The organism is Curtobacterium sp. MCBD17_030, assembly GCF_003224255.1.
Lineage (GTDB): Bacteria > Actinomycetota > Actinomycetes > Actinomycetales > Microbacteriaceae > Curtobacterium.
In genome coordinates this window covers 1-13,839 of record NZ_QKLI01000014.1, presented here as the reverse complement: position 1 = coordinate 13,839, position 13,839 = coordinate 1, and the positions used below count along the sequence as shown (strand labels likewise).

General features: G+C 72.0%; 13 protein-coding genes. 7 read left to right on the top strand and 6 right to left on the bottom strand.

Going from position 1 to position 13,839, the window contains the following annotated elements; all coding sequences use genetic code 11:
• Positions 1 to 72: 72 nt before the first annotated feature.
• From DEI89_RS12165 to DEI89_RS12150, 4 genes are all read left to right on the top strand, one after another.
• Positions 73 to 2,772 carry an MMPL family transporter gene (locus tag DEI89_RS12165; protein WP_110904324.1) on the top strand — a complete coding sequence of 900 codons (2,700 nt, stop codon included), beginning with the start codon at positions 73 to 75 and terminating at the stop codon, positions 2,770 to 2,772.
• 192 nt (positions 2,773 to 2,964) lie between these two features.
• The gene (locus DEI89_RS12160) at positions 2,965 to 3,402 is read left to right on the top strand and encodes a MarR family winged helix-turn-helix transcriptional regulator (protein WP_110904387.1); all 438 of its coding nucleotides are present in this window, start codon (positions 2,965 to 2,967) and stop codon (positions 3,400 to 3,402) included.
• A 50-nt stretch (positions 3,403 to 3,452) separates the two neighbouring features.
• A complete protein-coding gene (locus DEI89_RS12155; protein WP_110904323.1) occupies positions 3,453 to 3,665 on the top strand; it encodes a hypothetical protein in 213 nt (70 codons plus the stop codon).
• Positions 3,666 to 3,687: 22 nt separating this feature from the next.
• Complete coding sequence (locus tag DEI89_RS12150) at positions 3,688 to 4,815, top strand: alkene reductase (RefSeq protein ID WP_110904322.1); 1,128 nt, start codon at positions 3,688 to 3,690, stop codon at positions 4,813 to 4,815.
• 58 nt (positions 4,816 to 4,873) lie between these two features.
• Here DEI89_RS12150 and DEI89_RS12145 read toward each other — a convergent pair whose 3' ends face one another.
• Genes DEI89_RS12145 through uraD form a run of 4 tightly spaced genes read right to left on the bottom strand, consistent with a single transcriptional unit; the run spans position 4,874 to position 7,371 of the window.
• Complete coding sequence (locus tag DEI89_RS12145; protein WP_110904321.1) at positions 4,874 to 5,497, bottom strand: NTP transferase domain-containing protein; 624 nt, start codon at positions 5,495 to 5,497, stop codon at positions 4,874 to 4,876.
• 12 nt (positions 5,498 to 5,509) lie between these two features.
• Positions 5,510 to 6,463 carry a factor-independent urate hydroxylase gene (gene pucL / locus DEI89_RS12140; protein WP_110904320.1) on the bottom strand — a complete coding sequence of 318 codons (954 nt, stop codon included), beginning with the start codon at positions 6,461 to 6,463 and terminating at the stop codon, positions 5,510 to 5,512.
• A 6-nt stretch (positions 6,464 to 6,469) separates the two neighbouring features.
• The gene (gene uraH, locus DEI89_RS12135) at positions 6,470 to 6,823 is read right to left on the bottom strand and encodes a hydroxyisourate hydrolase (RefSeq protein WP_110904319.1); all 354 of its coding nucleotides are present in this window, start codon (positions 6,821 to 6,823) and stop codon (positions 6,470 to 6,472) included.
• Positions 6,820 to 7,371, bottom strand: a complete 552-nt coding sequence (gene uraD, locus DEI89_RS12130; RefSeq protein WP_110904386.1) for a 2-oxo-4-hydroxy-4-carboxy-5-ureidoimidazoline decarboxylase — start codon at positions 7,369 to 7,371, stop codon at positions 6,820 to 6,822. The genes uraH and uraD overlap by 4 nt, the downstream gene beginning before the upstream one ends.
• A 215-nt stretch (positions 7,372 to 7,586) precedes the next feature.
• Between uraD and DEI89_RS12125 the strand changes: the two genes are divergently transcribed.
• The 3 genes from DEI89_RS12125 to DEI89_RS12115 are packed head-to-tail and all read left to right on the top strand — an operon-like array spanning position 7,587 to position 12,234.
• The gene (locus tag DEI89_RS12125) at positions 7,587 to 8,420 is read left to right on the top strand and encodes a xanthine dehydrogenase family protein subunit M (RefSeq protein ID WP_110904318.1); all 834 of its coding nucleotides are present in this window, start codon (positions 7,587 to 7,589) and stop codon (positions 8,418 to 8,420) included.
• The gene (locus DEI89_RS12120; RefSeq protein ID WP_110904317.1) at positions 8,417 to 11,245 is read left to right on the top strand and encodes a molybdopterin cofactor-binding domain-containing protein; all 2,829 of its coding nucleotides are present in this window, start codon (positions 8,417 to 8,419) and stop codon (positions 11,243 to 11,245) included. Before DEI89_RS12125 ends, DEI89_RS12120 begins: the two co-directional genes overlap by 4 nt.
• A complete protein-coding gene (locus tag DEI89_RS12115) occupies positions 11,245 to 12,234 on the top strand; it encodes an XdhC family protein (protein WP_110904316.1) in 990 nt (329 codons plus the stop codon). Before DEI89_RS12120 ends, DEI89_RS12115 begins: the two co-directional genes overlap by 1 nt.
• A 3-nt stretch (positions 12,235 to 12,237) precedes the next feature.
• On the opposite strand, the gene DEI89_RS12110 is transcribed toward DEI89_RS12115, so the two are convergent.
• The gene (locus DEI89_RS12110) at positions 12,238 to 12,951 is read right to left on the bottom strand and encodes a hypothetical protein (RefSeq protein WP_146236783.1); all 714 of its coding nucleotides are present in this window, start codon (positions 12,949 to 12,951) and stop codon (positions 12,238 to 12,240) included.
• Between the two features lie 35 nt (positions 12,952 to 12,986).
• Entirely contained in the window at positions 12,987 to 13,556 is a 570-nt protein-coding gene (locus tag DEI89_RS12105) for a manganese efflux pump MntP family protein (RefSeq protein WP_110904314.1), read from the bottom strand.
• Positions 13,557 to 13,839: the final 283 nt, after the last annotated feature.

The following is a 13,839-nucleotide window of genomic DNA, read 5'->3' as shown; positions in this document are numbered from 1 at the left end:
GACGTCCTCCTTGGGGTCCACCGGCGCACCCCGTTCGACAGCACACCCACGACGAAAGGAACGGGGCCCAGCATGGCCGGTCTCCTCTACCGCCTCGGTCGCTTCGCGGCCCGCCGACACTGGACGGTGATCATCGCCTGGATCGTCCTCATGGCGATCGCCGGTGTCACCTTCAGCCTGTTCTCGGGCACCATCTCGTCCTCGATCACGATCCCCGGCACGAAGACCAGCCAGGTACAGGACGAGCTGGCCGACAAGTTCCCGAGCGCGAACGGCGGCAACGGCACGCTGGTCTTCCAGACGACCGACGGCAAGGCCTTCACCGACAGCCAGCAGGACGAGGTCAAGTCGTTCCTCACCGACCTCGAGGACCTGCCCGGCGTCAAGGGCACCACCGACGGGTTCGCCACCCAGCAGCGGCTCGACGACCAGCGGCAGAAGATCGTCGACGGTCGCAAGGAGATCGCGGACGGCCGTCAGGAGCTGGAGGACGGACAGAAGGAGCTCGACGCCCAGAAGGCCCAGCTCGCGTCCGGCCAGCAGCAGATCGCGGACGCCCAGGCCCAGCTCGACGCACAGAAGGCGCAGGCACAGGTCCAGACACAGGCCGCGGGAGCCGCCGCGGCCGCCAGCGCCGCAGCACAGGCACAGGCGCAGGCCGGCCAGCAGCAGCTCACGCAGGCGCAGGCGCAGATCGACGCCCAGAAGCAGCAGCTGACCGCGGGTGAGCAGCAGATCGCCGACGCCCAGAAGACCATCGACCAGAACACGCAGAAGCTCGAGGACAGCGAACGCGACCTCGAACAGGGCTCCGACCTGCTCGACCTGTCGAAGGACATCCGGTTCGTCTCGTCGAACGACTCCGCGGCCATCGGCACGGTGCAGTTCACCAAGTCGACCTACGAGGTGCCGCAGACCACGAAGCAGGAGATCTCGGACCGTGCCGATGCCGCGAACATCAGCGGCGTCGACGTCTTCGTGTCGAACGACATCGCGCAGGGCGTGCCCTCGATCCTCGGACCGGGCGAGATCATCGGCGTCATCATCGCCGCCCTCGTGCTGTTCCTCATGCTCCGAACGGTCATCGGCGCCGCGATCCCGCTGCTCAGCGCCGTGCTCGGTGTCGGCGTCGCGACCCTCGCCTCACTGTCCTTCTCCGACCTGGTCGAGTTCATCTCGGTCACGCCGGTGCTCGGGGTGATGCTCGGCTTGGCGGTCGGTATCGACTACTCGCTGTTCATCCTCAACCGCCACCGGACCCAGCTGAAGCAGGGCATGGACGTGCACGAGTCGATCGGGCTCGCGAACGGTACCTCCGGCAACGCCGTGGTCTTCGCCGGTACGACGGTCATCGTCGCGCTGCTCGCGCTGAACATCACCGGCATCCCGTTCCTCGGCCTGATGGGCACGGTCGGTGCGGTGGCGGTCCTGTTCGCCATCCTCATCGCGACCTCGTTCACGCCGGCACTGCTGTCGCTGCTCGGCTTCCGGATCCTCCGGAAGAAGGAGCGTCAGCAGATCGGGCACACCGGCTCGGTCCAGGTGCCGAACAAGCCGATGTCGACCTGGCGTGCCGTGATCACCCTGGTCGCGGGCGTCGCCGTCCTCGGCACGATCGCACTGCCCGCGACGCAGATGCGCCTCGGCCTGCCGTCGGGTTCGTCCGAGGCCGTCGAGTCCAGCCAGTACAAGGCGTACAAGACACTCGAGAAGGAGTTCGGCGCCGGCCAGAACGGCCCGCTGCTCGTCGTCGCCACCCTGCCGAAGGCGATCAGCGAGGACGACGTCACCGGCACCGAGGTGACCATCGGCCAAGCGCTCGCGAAGAACGGCGACGTCGACGCGGTCCTGCCCATCGGCGCGTCGAAGGACCGCACGATCATCGCCTTCCAGGTGAAGCCGGACGGCGGTCCGGACAGCGTCTCCACCGAGGAGCTCGTCAAGGACCTCCGCACCCAGAGCGTCTCGACCGACGACGGAAGGGTGGAGCTCGGCGTCGCCGGCAACGCCAGCGCCAACATCGACGTGTCCGAGAAGCTCGCGAACGTGCTGCCGCTCTACCTGGCGGTCGTGGTCGGACTGTCGCTGATCATCCTGATCATCGTGTTCCGGTCGTTCCTGGTCCCGATCACGGCGACCGCGGGGTTCATCCTGTCGGTGCTCGCCTCGTTCGGTGGTCTGACCGCGATCTACCAGTTCGGCTGGCTCGGCAGCGTGTTCGGCGTGCACGACCCGGCACCGATCCTGAGCTTCCTGCCCATCATCGAGATCGGCATCCTGTTCGGTCTCGCGATGGACTACCAGCTGTTCCTGGTCTCCGGCATGCGTGAGGCGTACGCGCACGGCGCCAGCGCGAAGGTCGCGGTCCAGCGCGGTCTGCACGCCGGCCGGGCGGTGGTCACGGCGGCCGCGATCATCATGATCTCGGTCTTCGCCGGGTTCATCTTCTCGGAGTCGTCGACCATCAAGCCGATCGGCTTCGGCCTGGCGTTCGGTGTCCTGCTCGACGCGTTCGTGGTCCGCATGCTGCTCATCCCGGCCGTGATGCACCTGCTCGGCAAGAGCGCCTGGTGGATCCCGAAGTGGCTCGACCGGATCCTGCCGGACGTCGACGTCGAGGGCGCCAAGCTCGAGCGCATGCAGCCGGCCGCGCAGCACGGGTCGTCGGCCCCGACGGGCGACCGCGGCGCCCACCACGGGTCGCACGCCGCCCCGGCCGAGCCGGACGCGCCGACCCACGACTCGGGTCACTCGCCGTCGCACCGCGCGTAGGCGCCAGCGTCACCGACGGGAGGCCCGGTGCCGGTCCACGAGACCGGCACCGGGCCTCCCGTCCGTCGTCCACCCCGGCATGACAACGGTGTCCGTCGGTCACATCGCGCAGATGCGCGGCGCAACCGACGAACACAGGTGTTCCGCAGCCCGGATCGCGACCAGTTCGTGCACGAAGGGTACGGTGGGGCAATGCTCGCGACCGACCCGCTCTCCCTCGACCGGCAGCTCTGCTTCGCCCTCGCCGCCACGAGTCGCAGCGTGGTCGGGCTCTATCGGGAGTTCCTCGAACCGTTGGGTCTGACGCACCCGCAGTACCTCGTGATGCTCGCCCTGTGGGAGCGCGACCCGCGGTCGGTCCGTGAGATCGCCGGCGAACTCCGGCTCGAGTCGGCGACCCTCAGCCCGCTGCTCAAGCGACTGGAGGCCTCCGGCTACGTCCGCCGCAGCCGGAGCACCGAGGACGAGCGCCAGCTCGCGGTGTCCCTGACGACCGCCGGACGGTCGCTGCGTGACCGTGCCGAGGCCGTCCCGGTCGCGGTGGCCGCACGGCTCGGCTGGCCGGTGTCCCGGCTCGAGGCGCTGAAGGACGAGCTGACGGCACTGCTCGAGGTCGTCGACCACCCCTGACCACCGATGACGAGTACACTAACGATGAGGGCACGAACGGAAGGGTCGTCATGGGACGTTTCGCAGACTGGTACGGGCGCTGGAACACGACGCTCATCGACAAGATGGGCCCGTCGCAGATCGGTGCGGGCCACCCCGAGGGCCTCGACGACCGCACGATCGACCGCGGCTGCCCGATCTGCCACCAGCCGCTGTCCCTGCACACCGTGATCCGCCCCGAGGGTCAGGTCCGCTCCTCCACGCTGGTGTGCCCGCGCCCCTGACCGTCCTTCCGCCGAAGTCGGAATGTGCAACACGCACTCGACGTTCCCGCCCGACGTGAAGCTCTTCGAACCCACCGCGCTCGGCGCCCTCCGACTCAGCAACCGCGTCGTCATGGCCCCGCTCACCCGCACCCGCGCCGGTGAGCACGGGGTCCCGAACGACCTGCTCGTCGAGCACTACGCGCAGCGTGCGACGCTCGGCATGATCATCACCGAGGGCACCTGGCCCGTGCAGGAGGGCCGCTCCTACCCTGGACAGCCCGGCATCGAGACCGACGAGCAGATCGCCGGCTGGCGCCGCGTCACCGACGCCGTCCACGAGCGCGGCGGCACGATCGTCATGCAGCTCATGCACGGTGGTCGCGTCTCGCACCCCTCGATCTCCCAGACCCCGCGGATCGTCGGCCCGAGCGCCGTCGCCGCCCCCGGTCAGACGCACCTGGCCGACGGTTCGAAGGCCGAGATGCCGGTCCCCCACGCGCTGACCACCGACGAGGTCGCCGAGGCCGTCCAGGCCCACGTGCAGGCTGCTCGCAACGCCATCGCAGCCGGGCTCGACGGCGTCGAGGTGCACGGTGCGAACGGCTACCTGGTGCACCAGTTCATGTCGCGCCACTCGAACACCCGCACCGACCAGTACGGCGGCTCGCCGGAGAACCGTGCCCGCTTCGCCGTCGAGGTCGTCACCGCCGTCGCCGCGGCCGTCGGCGCGGACCGCACCGGCATCCGCCTGTCGCCCGAGCACGGCATCCAGGGCGTCATCGAGGACGACGCCGCCGATGTGCGTGCCGTCTACACGGCGATCGCCGAGGGCCTGGCACCGCTCGGCCTGGCCTTCATCGACGTCCTGCACGCCGAGCCGGCCGGTGAGCTCGTGCAGGGCATCCGCCGCACCGCGGGAGCGCCGTTCGTCGTCAACTCGGGCTTCAGCGTCATGACCGACCGCGACGAGGCCATCGCCGTCATCGAGGGCGACGTGGCCGATGCGATCGCCGTCGGCCGTCCCGCCATCGCCAACCCGGACCTCGCGGAGCGCTGGGAGCAGGACGCCGAGCTCAACCAGCCGCGGCCGGAGCTGTTCTACGGCCAGACCGGCGAGGGCTACACCGACTACCCGACCCTCACCGAGGTGCGCGCGTCGGTCGCGTAGTCCACACATGACGGGAGGCCCGTGGCGAGTCCGCCACGGGCCTCCCGTCGTGTCCGGGTCAGGTGACGCCCACCCCCGCGCGGTCCTGGTCGGCTCCGTCCCAGAGGTCGCTGCACTCCACCGGCCGCGTGCCGGCCGACCGGAGCCAGTGCCCGGCTCCTCGGTCCTCCCCGGCTGCCGAGCCGAGGGACTCCCGGAGCGCGTCCCAGTGGTCGCGCCCGATGAGCACCGGGTGCCCGGGCCGGCCGCCGTGCACCGCCCGTCGGAGTGACGCGCGGTCCGCAGCCGCGCGACCGCGGTCGTCGAGCACCCGACGCACCGCCCCCGCCGGCAGCCCCGGCAGGTCCACGAGCGTGACGAGCACGGCGGTGACGTCCGGGTCCTCCGCCGCGGCCACCAGGCCGGTCAGCAGTGAGGCGGACGGCCCGCGTTCCCAGTCGGCGGCGACCACGGTGCGGACCGCCGGCCGCTCGGGGACCAGGGCACGGGCCTCCCGGCTGGCGGCACCGAGGACGACGACCACCGCGTCGCAGCCGCCGTCGAGCAGGGCCGCGACCGCCACGTCGACCCATGGTCGACCGTCCGGTCGACGCACCAGTGCCTTCGGACGGCCCATCCGGGTGCCGGCGCCGGCCGCGAGGACGACGCCGACCACCCGGCCCGGTCGCGTGTCGGCGGCCATCACGTCGGATCGTCAGACGAAGCCGGGCACCGCGAGCCAGGCTGCGGGAGCCTCCTCGACGCCGTCCCGGACGACCGTGCCCGAGATGAGGCCGTAGGGGCGGTCCGCGGCGAAGAAGACCTCGCCCGGGTTGTCGAGGCCGAATGGTGCCAGGTCGACCAGGAAGTGGTGCTTGTTCGGCATCGAGAAGCGCACCTCGGCGATCTCGGGGAACGCCTCGATCGCGGTGCGCCCCATCGCGAACAGGGTCTGCTGCAGCGCGAGCGAGTGCAGGTCGGCGAAGGTCTCGAGCATCCGCGCGAGGACCCCCGCGTGCACGGCGCCGTAGTCGATGCCGGCGGCGACCGCGTCCGGTAGGTACCGCCAGCGGGCCGTCACGGAGGTGGCGAGGATCCGGTCGTCGGTCTCGGCGAGGGTCGTGTACCCGTCGCGGGGGAAGCCGTGGAACTCGCTGCCGGTCGACTTCAGCACGGTCAGGTCGGTGACGCCCGCGATCACGTGGACGTCCTCGCCGTCGACCTGCACGACGGCGGTGCGCGTGCCGGCGCCGGCCCGGACGAAGGCGTGGTCGTGCTCGCGGCCGGCGACCGCGATGCGCTCCCAGGTGTGCTGCTCGGCGGACAGCGTCGCCCCGTCGTACCAGTCGAACGCGGTCGTGAAGTGCCGGCCGAGGCGGAGCAGGAACTCCTCGGGGCTGTGCACGCCGTGCTCGCGGGCGAAGGCGTAGACCGTGTTCTTCTGGCTGTCGGTCGCCAGGACCTTCGCGTTGTCGCCGTCCGTGTACGAGTCGACGAGCGCCGTGCCGCGCAGCTGGGTCGTGACGGTGAGGTCCTCGATCTCGTGGCGGTCGGTGTCGCGGGTGATGCGGACCAGGCGGACCTCGGCCTTGCCGTACTGGTTGGCGCCGAGGTGGACGGTGGTGGGCACGGCGGTGCTGGTGTTGGGTGCGGTGCTGGTGTCGGTCATGGTGGGTCAGCTCCCTCGGTAGGTGGAGTAGGCGAACGGACTGAGAAGAAGGGGGACGTGCAGGTGCGGGGCGGGATCGTCCGGTGTCAGCCCGTCCGGCTGCTCGGGCACGGTGATGGTCACGGTGACGCGGGGGTGGAACGTCCCGGTGTCGAGCGCCGCCCAGTACGCGCCGGTGGCGAAGGACAGCGTCCACTCGCCCGGCGTGAGCAGATCCGGCCCGAGGCTGCTGATCCGACCGTCGCCGTCGGTGCGCCCGGAGGCGACGAGCGCCCCGTCGGCGTCGGTCAACGAGACGGCGACCCCGGCGGCCGGCCAGCCGTTCGTCGTGTCGAGCACATGGGTGCTGAGGTGGCTCATCGGACGCTCCTGTCGAGTCGGAGGAGGGCGATCTCCCGCAGTTGGTCGGCGACCTCGGCACGCTCGGTGGTGTCGTCGGCGTCCAGACGGCGGTGCAGTTCGGCGAGCACCTCGTCGGCACTCCGGCCGGCTGCCCGGATGAGGAACACCCGGTCGAAGCGCGCCTCGTAGGCGGCGTTGCCCGCCCGGAGCGCGGCCGCGGTGTCCGCGTCCGGGTCCGCCGAGGCGGCCTGCTCCAGCCGGGAGGCTGCTGCCGCGGCCCCGTCGCCCACCGGCCGGTCCCCGATCCGTGGATGTTCGGCGAGGGCGGCCTCCACCTCGTCGTCGGTCCAGGTCCGCGCGAGCCGGTCGGCCTCGGCCGTGAGGGCGTCCGCTGACCTGTACGGACGGCCGGCGAGGACGGCGTCGATCCACCGGGGCACGGCGGCCCACGACGTGACGAGTGCCCGGGCAGCTTCGTCGTCGAGCCGGTCGAACGCGAGCACGCTGCCGGGGTCGCCGGCGGGTCCGGGCGACGCGGCGCCGGTGTCGGGCGGTGGAACGGTCATGTCCCGGAGGATGGCACCCGCGTGTTTCGGGGAGAGGTCGAGCAGGTCACGGGTCCGGTGCACCGCCCGACACCGGCTGTTGCTTCCCCGTAACGACGCTGAAACACCGGTTCCCTAGCGTGGCGACATGGCATGGAACCGGGGCATGATCGCGCACGGCCGACGAGTCGGTGCGCTCGTCGTCCCCTGCCGCCCTGCCCCGATCGGACCCGTCCATGGACCTCGTCTCCGTCCGCACCGTGCGGACACCGTCGCACCGCGACGACCTCGCCTTCGCACCCGGTGACCGCCCACTCGGCGGCGGCACCTGGCTCTTCTCCGAGGAACAGCCCGGCCTGACCGGGCTCGTCGACCTGACGACCCTCGGCTGGCCGGACGTCGAATGGACGCCCGGCACCCTGACGATCGCGGCGACGTGCACGATCGCCGCGCTGCTCCGCGTGCAGGCGGACGCCGCTTGGACCGCCTGGCCGCTGGTGGACCGGTGCGCCAACGCGCTGCTCGCCTCGTTCAAGGTGTGGAACGCGGCGACCGTGGGCGGGAACGTGGCGGTCGGACTGCCGGCGGGCGCGATGACGGCGCTGCTCGTGACACTCGACGCGACCGCGGTGGTGTGGACGCCCGACGGCGGGGAGCGCCGGATCCCCGTCGAGCGGCTCGTGCTCGGGGTGCGGACGCTCGACCTCCGGCACGGCGAGGTGATCCGGGCGTTCGACCTGCCCGAGCGGGCACTCCGGGCGACGACCGGGTTCCGCCGGGTGTCGCTCAGTCCGCACGGTCGGTCGGGCTCGCTCGTCACCGCTCGGTGGTCGGCCGCGGGCTTCGTGCTCGTCGTCACGGCGGCGACCCGGCACCCGGTGGTGTTCCGCTGGCCCGTGGTCCCGACGGCCGACGAGGTGGACGCGGCGCTCGAGCGCGTGCTGGGGTCCGACGCGGACTGGTACGACGACCCGCACGGATCTCCCCGGTGGCGACGGGCGGTGAGCAGCGTCTTCGCCCACGAGCTCCGGGCCGAAGCAGCCGGAGCAGCCGGAGCGGGTACACGATGAGGCTCGAGGTGGACGGCGCCCCGCTGGACGTCACCCCGCAGCCCGGCCAGGTCCTCCGCACGCTCCTCCGCGAGCACGGCGTGACCTCGGTGAAGAAGGGCTGCGACGCCGGCGACTGCGGTGCCTGCACGGTCCTCGTCGACCAGGTGCCGGTGCACTCCTGCATCACGCCCGCGCACCGGCTCGACGGCAGCACGGTGACCACGGCCGCCGGTCTCGGCACCCCGGAGCACCCGCACCCCGTCCAGCGGGCGTTCGCCGAGGCACCCGGGTTCCAGTGCGGCTTCTGCACGGCGGGCTTCGTCGTCACCGCCTCGACGCTGACCGAGGACGACCTGGCCGACCGGCACCGGAAGCTGAAGGGCAACCTCTGCCGCTGCACCGGGTACCGGGCGATCGAGGACGCGCTCGACGGCGTCGTCAACACCACCTGTGCAGCACCGGGTGCGGCGATCGGCACCTCGGTCGCGGCACCGGCAGCCCGGCGCATCGTCTCCGGCAGCGAGGAGTACACGCTCGACGTGCCCGACGGCCTGCTCTCCGGCTCGGACGACGGGCTCCGGCGGACCCAGGCGCTCCTGCACCTCGCCGTCCTCGGCAGCCCGCACCCGCACGCCCGCATCAGGTCGATCGACACCGTCGCGGCCGAGGCCCTCCCCGGCGTCCACGCCGTGTTGACGTACCGGGACGACCCCGGCGTGCTGTTCTCCACCGGCCGCCACGAGTCCCGGCTCGACGACCCGGACGACACCCGCGTGCTCGACCGGGTCCTGCGGTTCCGCGGCCAGCGCGTCGCAGCCGTCGTCGCCGACAGCGTGCGGATCGCCGAGCAGGCGTGCGCCCTGGTCCACGTCGACTACGAGGTCCTCGACAGCGTGCACGACCCGGACGCCGCACGCCGACCGGGCGCCCCGCTCCTGCACGGCGACAAGACGACGGCCGAGCACCGGATCGGCGAGCCCGCCCGGAACGTCGTGGCGAGCCTCCACGGCGGCACCGGCGACGTCGAGACCGCACTGTCCGCGTCGGCCGCGACCGTCGACGGCGTCTGGACCACCGGCCGCGTCTCGCACGCGGCCCTCGAGACGCACGCCACCCGCGGGTGGGTGGACCCGGACGGGAGGCTCGTGCTCCGGACCGCCACACAGGTCCCGTTCCTCGTGCGGGACGAGATCGCCCGCGTGTTCTCGCTGGACCCGGCCGGGGTACGCGTCGTCGCCAAGCGGGTGGGCGGCGGGTTCGGCGGCAAGCAGGAGCTGCTCACCGAGGACCTCGTCACCCTCGCGGTACTGCGGACCGGCCGCACCGTGCAGTTCGAGTTCAGCCGACGTGACGAGTTCACGGTCGCCCCCACCCGGCATCCGATGCGCGTCCGGGTCCGGCTCGGCGCCGACGCGGACGGCACGCTCACCGCCCTGCACGTCGACCAGACGATGGACACCGGGGCGTACGGCAACCACGGCATCGGCGTCATGTTCCACTCCGTCAGTGAGTCCGTCGCGGTGTACCGGTGCCCGGTGAAGCGCGTCGACGCGGAGTCGGTGTACACGAACAACCTGCCTTCGGGGGCGTTCCGCGGGTACGGGCTCGGACAGGTGGTGTTCGCGATCGAGTCGGCCATGGACGACCTCGCCCGTGAACTGGGCATCGACCCGGTCGAACTGCGACGGCGGAACGTCGTGGTGCCCGGCGACCCGCTCGTCGTCACCGACCCGCACGAGCAGAGCGACCTGCGGTGGGAGGGCAGCTACGGGCTCGACCAGTGCCTCGACCTCGTCGAGGACGCCCTGGCCGGACCGCTGCCCGAGGTCCCCCGGATGGACGGCCCGGAACTGAGCGGCCCCGGCCTGGACCATGCCGCGGACTGGGCGTTCGGGACCGGGATGGCCCTCGCGGCGATCGCGACCATGCCGCCCCGCGGACACCACGCGCACACGTCCGTCGAGCTGCTGCCCGGCGGACGGTACCGAATCGGCGTCGGCACGGCGGAGTTCGGCAACGGCACCACCACCGTGCACACGCAGCTCGTCGCCACCGCGCTCGGCACCACGCCAGACCGGGTCGACGTGCACCAGTCCGACACCGACGCCGCCCGACACGACACCGGGGCGTTCGGGTCCGCCGGGGTCGTCGTCGCCGGTCGTGCGCTGTACGCCGCCGCACAGGCACTCCGGGACGACCTGACCGCCCGCGCGCTCGCGCTCGTCGCGGCCCGGACGCCGAGGACCGCGTCGGGCGTGCTCGGTCCGGCGGTGGTCGTCGAACCCGAGGGGGTGCGGGTCGGCGCCGAACTCGTGGGCCACGCGGAACTCCTCGCCGAGGGCCCGCTGATCGCCCACGCCAGCCACGACGGCACCCCGCGCTCGCTCGCGTTCACCGTTCACGGGGCCCGGGTCGCCGTGCACCGGCCCACCGGCGAGGTCCGCGTCCTGCAGAGCGTGCAGGCCGTCGACGCCGGCACGGTCCTCAACCCCGAGCAGCTGCGCGGCCAGGTCGAGGGCGGCGCGGCGCAGGCGATCGGGTCGACGCTGTACGAGGAGGTCCTGCTCGACGCCACCGGCCGGGTCACCACCGACGCCTTCCGCTCCTACCGGGTGCCGAAGATCTCGGACGTGCCGCGGACGCAGGTGCTGTTCGCAGACACCCACGACCCGCTCGGACCCCTGGGAGCGAAGTCGATGAGCGAGGCCCCGTACAACCCGGTCGCCCCGGCGGTCGCCAACGCCGTGCGGGACGCGATCGGCATCCGGCCGTACCGGCTGCCGATGACCCGCGACCGGGTGTGGGCGCTGCTGGCGGACGCGACCGACGGCGGGGGTGCCTGATGTTCGAACTGGCACCGCGCCTCCTGGCCGTGCTCGAGGCAGGCGACCCCGTCGTCATCGCGACGGCCGTCGACGTCCGGGGCAGTGCACCGAGCGGGACCGGCACGTCGATGGCGGTCTTGCCCGGCGGGGACGTCATCGGGACGATCTCCGGTGGATGCGTCGAGGGGTCGCTGTACGGCACCGCCGAGGAGGTCCTGGCGACCGGCGTCCCGGTCCTGGAACGCTTCGGGTTCGAGGACCCGTCCGACCCGGCCGCCGACTGGGCACCGGGTCTGCGCTGCGGGGGCCGGGTCGAAGTGCTCGTCCACCGTGTCCTGCCGGCCGACACCGTCGTGCTCGACGCGCTCCGCACCGCCGCCGCCGGGACGCCGACGTCGCTCGGTCTGTCCCTCGACGCCGCCTCGCTCGGCACGGTCGTGCCCTCGTCGGACGGCTGCCGCACCCGCGTCTTCACCGAGTACGCGGGCGGCCGGGCGCGGTGCATCGTCGTCGGCGCGGTCGAGTTCGCCGTCGCCGTGACGAACACCGCGGCGATGCTCGGCTACGCGGTGACCGTCGTCGACCCGAGGCCGGTGTTCCTCACCGACCAGCGATTCCCGGCGGCGCAGGAACGTGTCGTCGGGTGGCCGCCGCGGGTCCTCGCCGACACCGCGATCGGACCGGACACCGTCGTCGTCGTGCTCACGCATGACGACCGGTTCGACGCCGAGGTGCTCGACCTCGCGCTCCGTCGGGGCGCCGGGTACGTCGGGGCGATGGGCTCCCGGGCGACGCACGAGCGGCGGATGGCAGTACTGCGCGGGCTGGGGACGCCGGACACCGAGCGGCTGCGGTCCCCGATCGGTCTCGACATCGGGGCGGAGACCCCTGCCGAGATGGCGCTGTCGATCATGGCCGAGGTGGTGGCGGTCCGCCGGGGCGCTCCGGGCGGGGCGCTCGTCGACGGGAGCGGGCCGGTGCACCGGCGGGCGGTGCCGGTCCTCTGAGGGTCAGGTCTCGTCGTCGTCCCGGAGGAAACCGGTGGTCGGGTCGATCTCCGCCAGGAAGGCGTGGATGTTCCGGCGCATGTGCTCGTCGTCGCCCACGGTGGCAGCGACGACAGCCTCGATCGACTCGGCACTCATCCCGCGGCTGCCGCCGAGCGTCCCGCCGTAGCCGTATCCGGCGTTCGGTCCGCTGAGCCACGTGACCTGGTGGCTGGTGCCCTGCACGGACACGAGGAAGACCTCCCCGTCGACCACGAGTTCCCGTTCCGCGGGTACGGGCAGGGGGCCGTCCGGACCGACCGGCCGCCCTCCGTCGTGCCAGCCGAACGGGCCGGCGAGTGCGTGGAGCCGGGCGTGCTCGACCTGGTCGGAGAGCCGCCACCCGTAGTTCTCAGCGATGACGTGACTCGCGCCATCGATCGTCGTCCTGGCACGTGTTCCACCCAGACCGTCGGTGTCCACCTCTTCGTCGGTCCAGGTGATGAACTGACCCGCCCAGTCCCCGGCGTCCTCAGGAGGGGCGTGCAACCACCACTGCGGTGCCCCGGTCGAGGGCAACCGGACCCGCAGGTGCGCCTTCTGCCCACCGGCCTGCTCGATCACCATGCTCGCGACACCGTCGACCGCCTCCACCTCGGCGATCGTGTAGTCGCGAGTGTGGGCCGCTCGGAGCGCGGCGACGATCTCGTCATCGGTGAGCACGCTCGATATTCCCACGCGACCACGCGGGGCGGCGCTCCCCCCGGGACGCGTCAACCGAGGACGCCGGTGTGCTCCAGCACGATCTGCACGCCGATGAGGATGAGCACCACACCACCGGCGATCTCGGCCGGCTTGCCGAAGCGGGCACCGACGCGGCGTCCGACGGCCACCCCGACGAAGCTCAACACCGCCGTCGTGATGCCGATGAGCAGGACCGCCCACCCGATCGACACCGGCAGGAACGCGAGCGTGATGCCGACCGCCAGCGCGTCGATGCTCGTCGCGATCGCCAGCACCGACAGTTCGCGGATGCGCAGACGGTCGGTGTCCTCGTCGGTGTCCTCGTGCCGGCTGAAGGCCTCCCAGAGCATCTTGCCGCCGACGAGCGCGAGCAGCCCGAACGCGACCCAGTGGTCGTAGTCCTCGATCGCTCCCGCGAAGGTCGTGCCGAGGAGCCAGCCGAGCAGTGGCATCACCGCCTGGAACAGGCCGAACACGACGGCGATGACGACGGCTCGGCGAACGGCGAACCGCCGCATGTGCAGGCCCTTGCCGAGTGCGACGGCGAACGCGTCGGCGGAGACACCGAGCGCGATGAGGAAGAGGGCCCAGAACGACATGGGATGGAGCCTTTCGGGATGACAGCGGAGACACCGTCGTCTCGGAACTCGACGATCCTGCCACCTCGATCGCGCCCTCTGGGCCGGGAAAGACCTGATCAGAGGGATTCGGGACGACGAATTCGGGCGTTCGCTCCGCCGCCACTCGGTGGCCGGTTGTCACAGAACGGTAACGAGGACAAACCGACCCAAACCGGTTCGCGGGTGGCCCCGAACCACTGTCACAAGCCGGGAAACACCCGCAGCGCTCACCAGCAGCTCACCGCTGGTTCTCCACCCCTTC

Excerpts from the sequence above, each read along its gene's own strand:
- DEI89_RS12165 (WP_110904324.1), top strand. The coding sequence starts at position 73 with ATGGCCGGTCTCCTCTACCGCCTCGGTCGCTTCGCGGCCCGCCGACAC.
- uraH (WP_110904319.1), bottom strand. The coding sequence starts at position 6,823 with ATGAGCCACCTCAGCACCCATGTGCTCGACACGACGAACGGCTGGCCG.
- DEI89_RS12120 (WP_110904317.1), top strand. The coding sequence starts at position 8,417 with ATGAGGCTCGAGGTGGACGGCGCCCCGCTGGACGTCACCCCGCAGCCC.
- uraD (WP_110904386.1), bottom strand. The coding sequence starts at position 7,371 with ATGACCGTTCCACCGCCCGACACCGGCGCCGCGTCGCCCGGACCCGCC.
- DEI89_RS12115 (WP_110904316.1), top strand. The coding sequence starts at position 11,245 with ATGTTCGAACTGGCACCGCGCCTCCTGGCCGTGCTCGAGGCAGGCGAC.
- DEI89_RS12160 (WP_110904387.1), top strand. The coding sequence starts at position 2,965 with ATGCTCGCGACCGACCCGCTCTCCCTCGACCGGCAGCTCTGCTTCGCC.
- DEI89_RS12145 (WP_110904321.1), bottom strand. The coding sequence starts at position 5,497 with ATGGCCGCCGACACGCGACCGGGCCGGGTGGTCGGCGTCGTCCTCGCG.
- DEI89_RS12125 (WP_110904318.1), top strand. The coding sequence starts at position 7,587 with ATGGACCTCGTCTCCGTCCGCACCGTGCGGACACCGTCGCACCGCGAC.
- DEI89_RS12150 (WP_110904322.1), top strand. The coding sequence starts at position 3,688 with ATGTGCAACACGCACTCGACGTTCCCGCCCGACGTGAAGCTCTTCGAA.
- DEI89_RS12105 (WP_110904314.1), bottom strand. The coding sequence starts at position 13,556 with ATGTCGTTCTGGGCCCTCTTCCTCATCGCGCTCGGTGTCTCCGCCGAC.
- pucL (WP_110904320.1), bottom strand. The coding sequence starts at position 6,463 with ATGACCGACACCAGCACCGCACCCAACACCAGCACCGCCGTGCCCACC.
- DEI89_RS12155 (WP_110904323.1), top strand. The coding sequence starts at position 3,453 with ATGGGACGTTTCGCAGACTGGTACGGGCGCTGGAACACGACGCTCATC.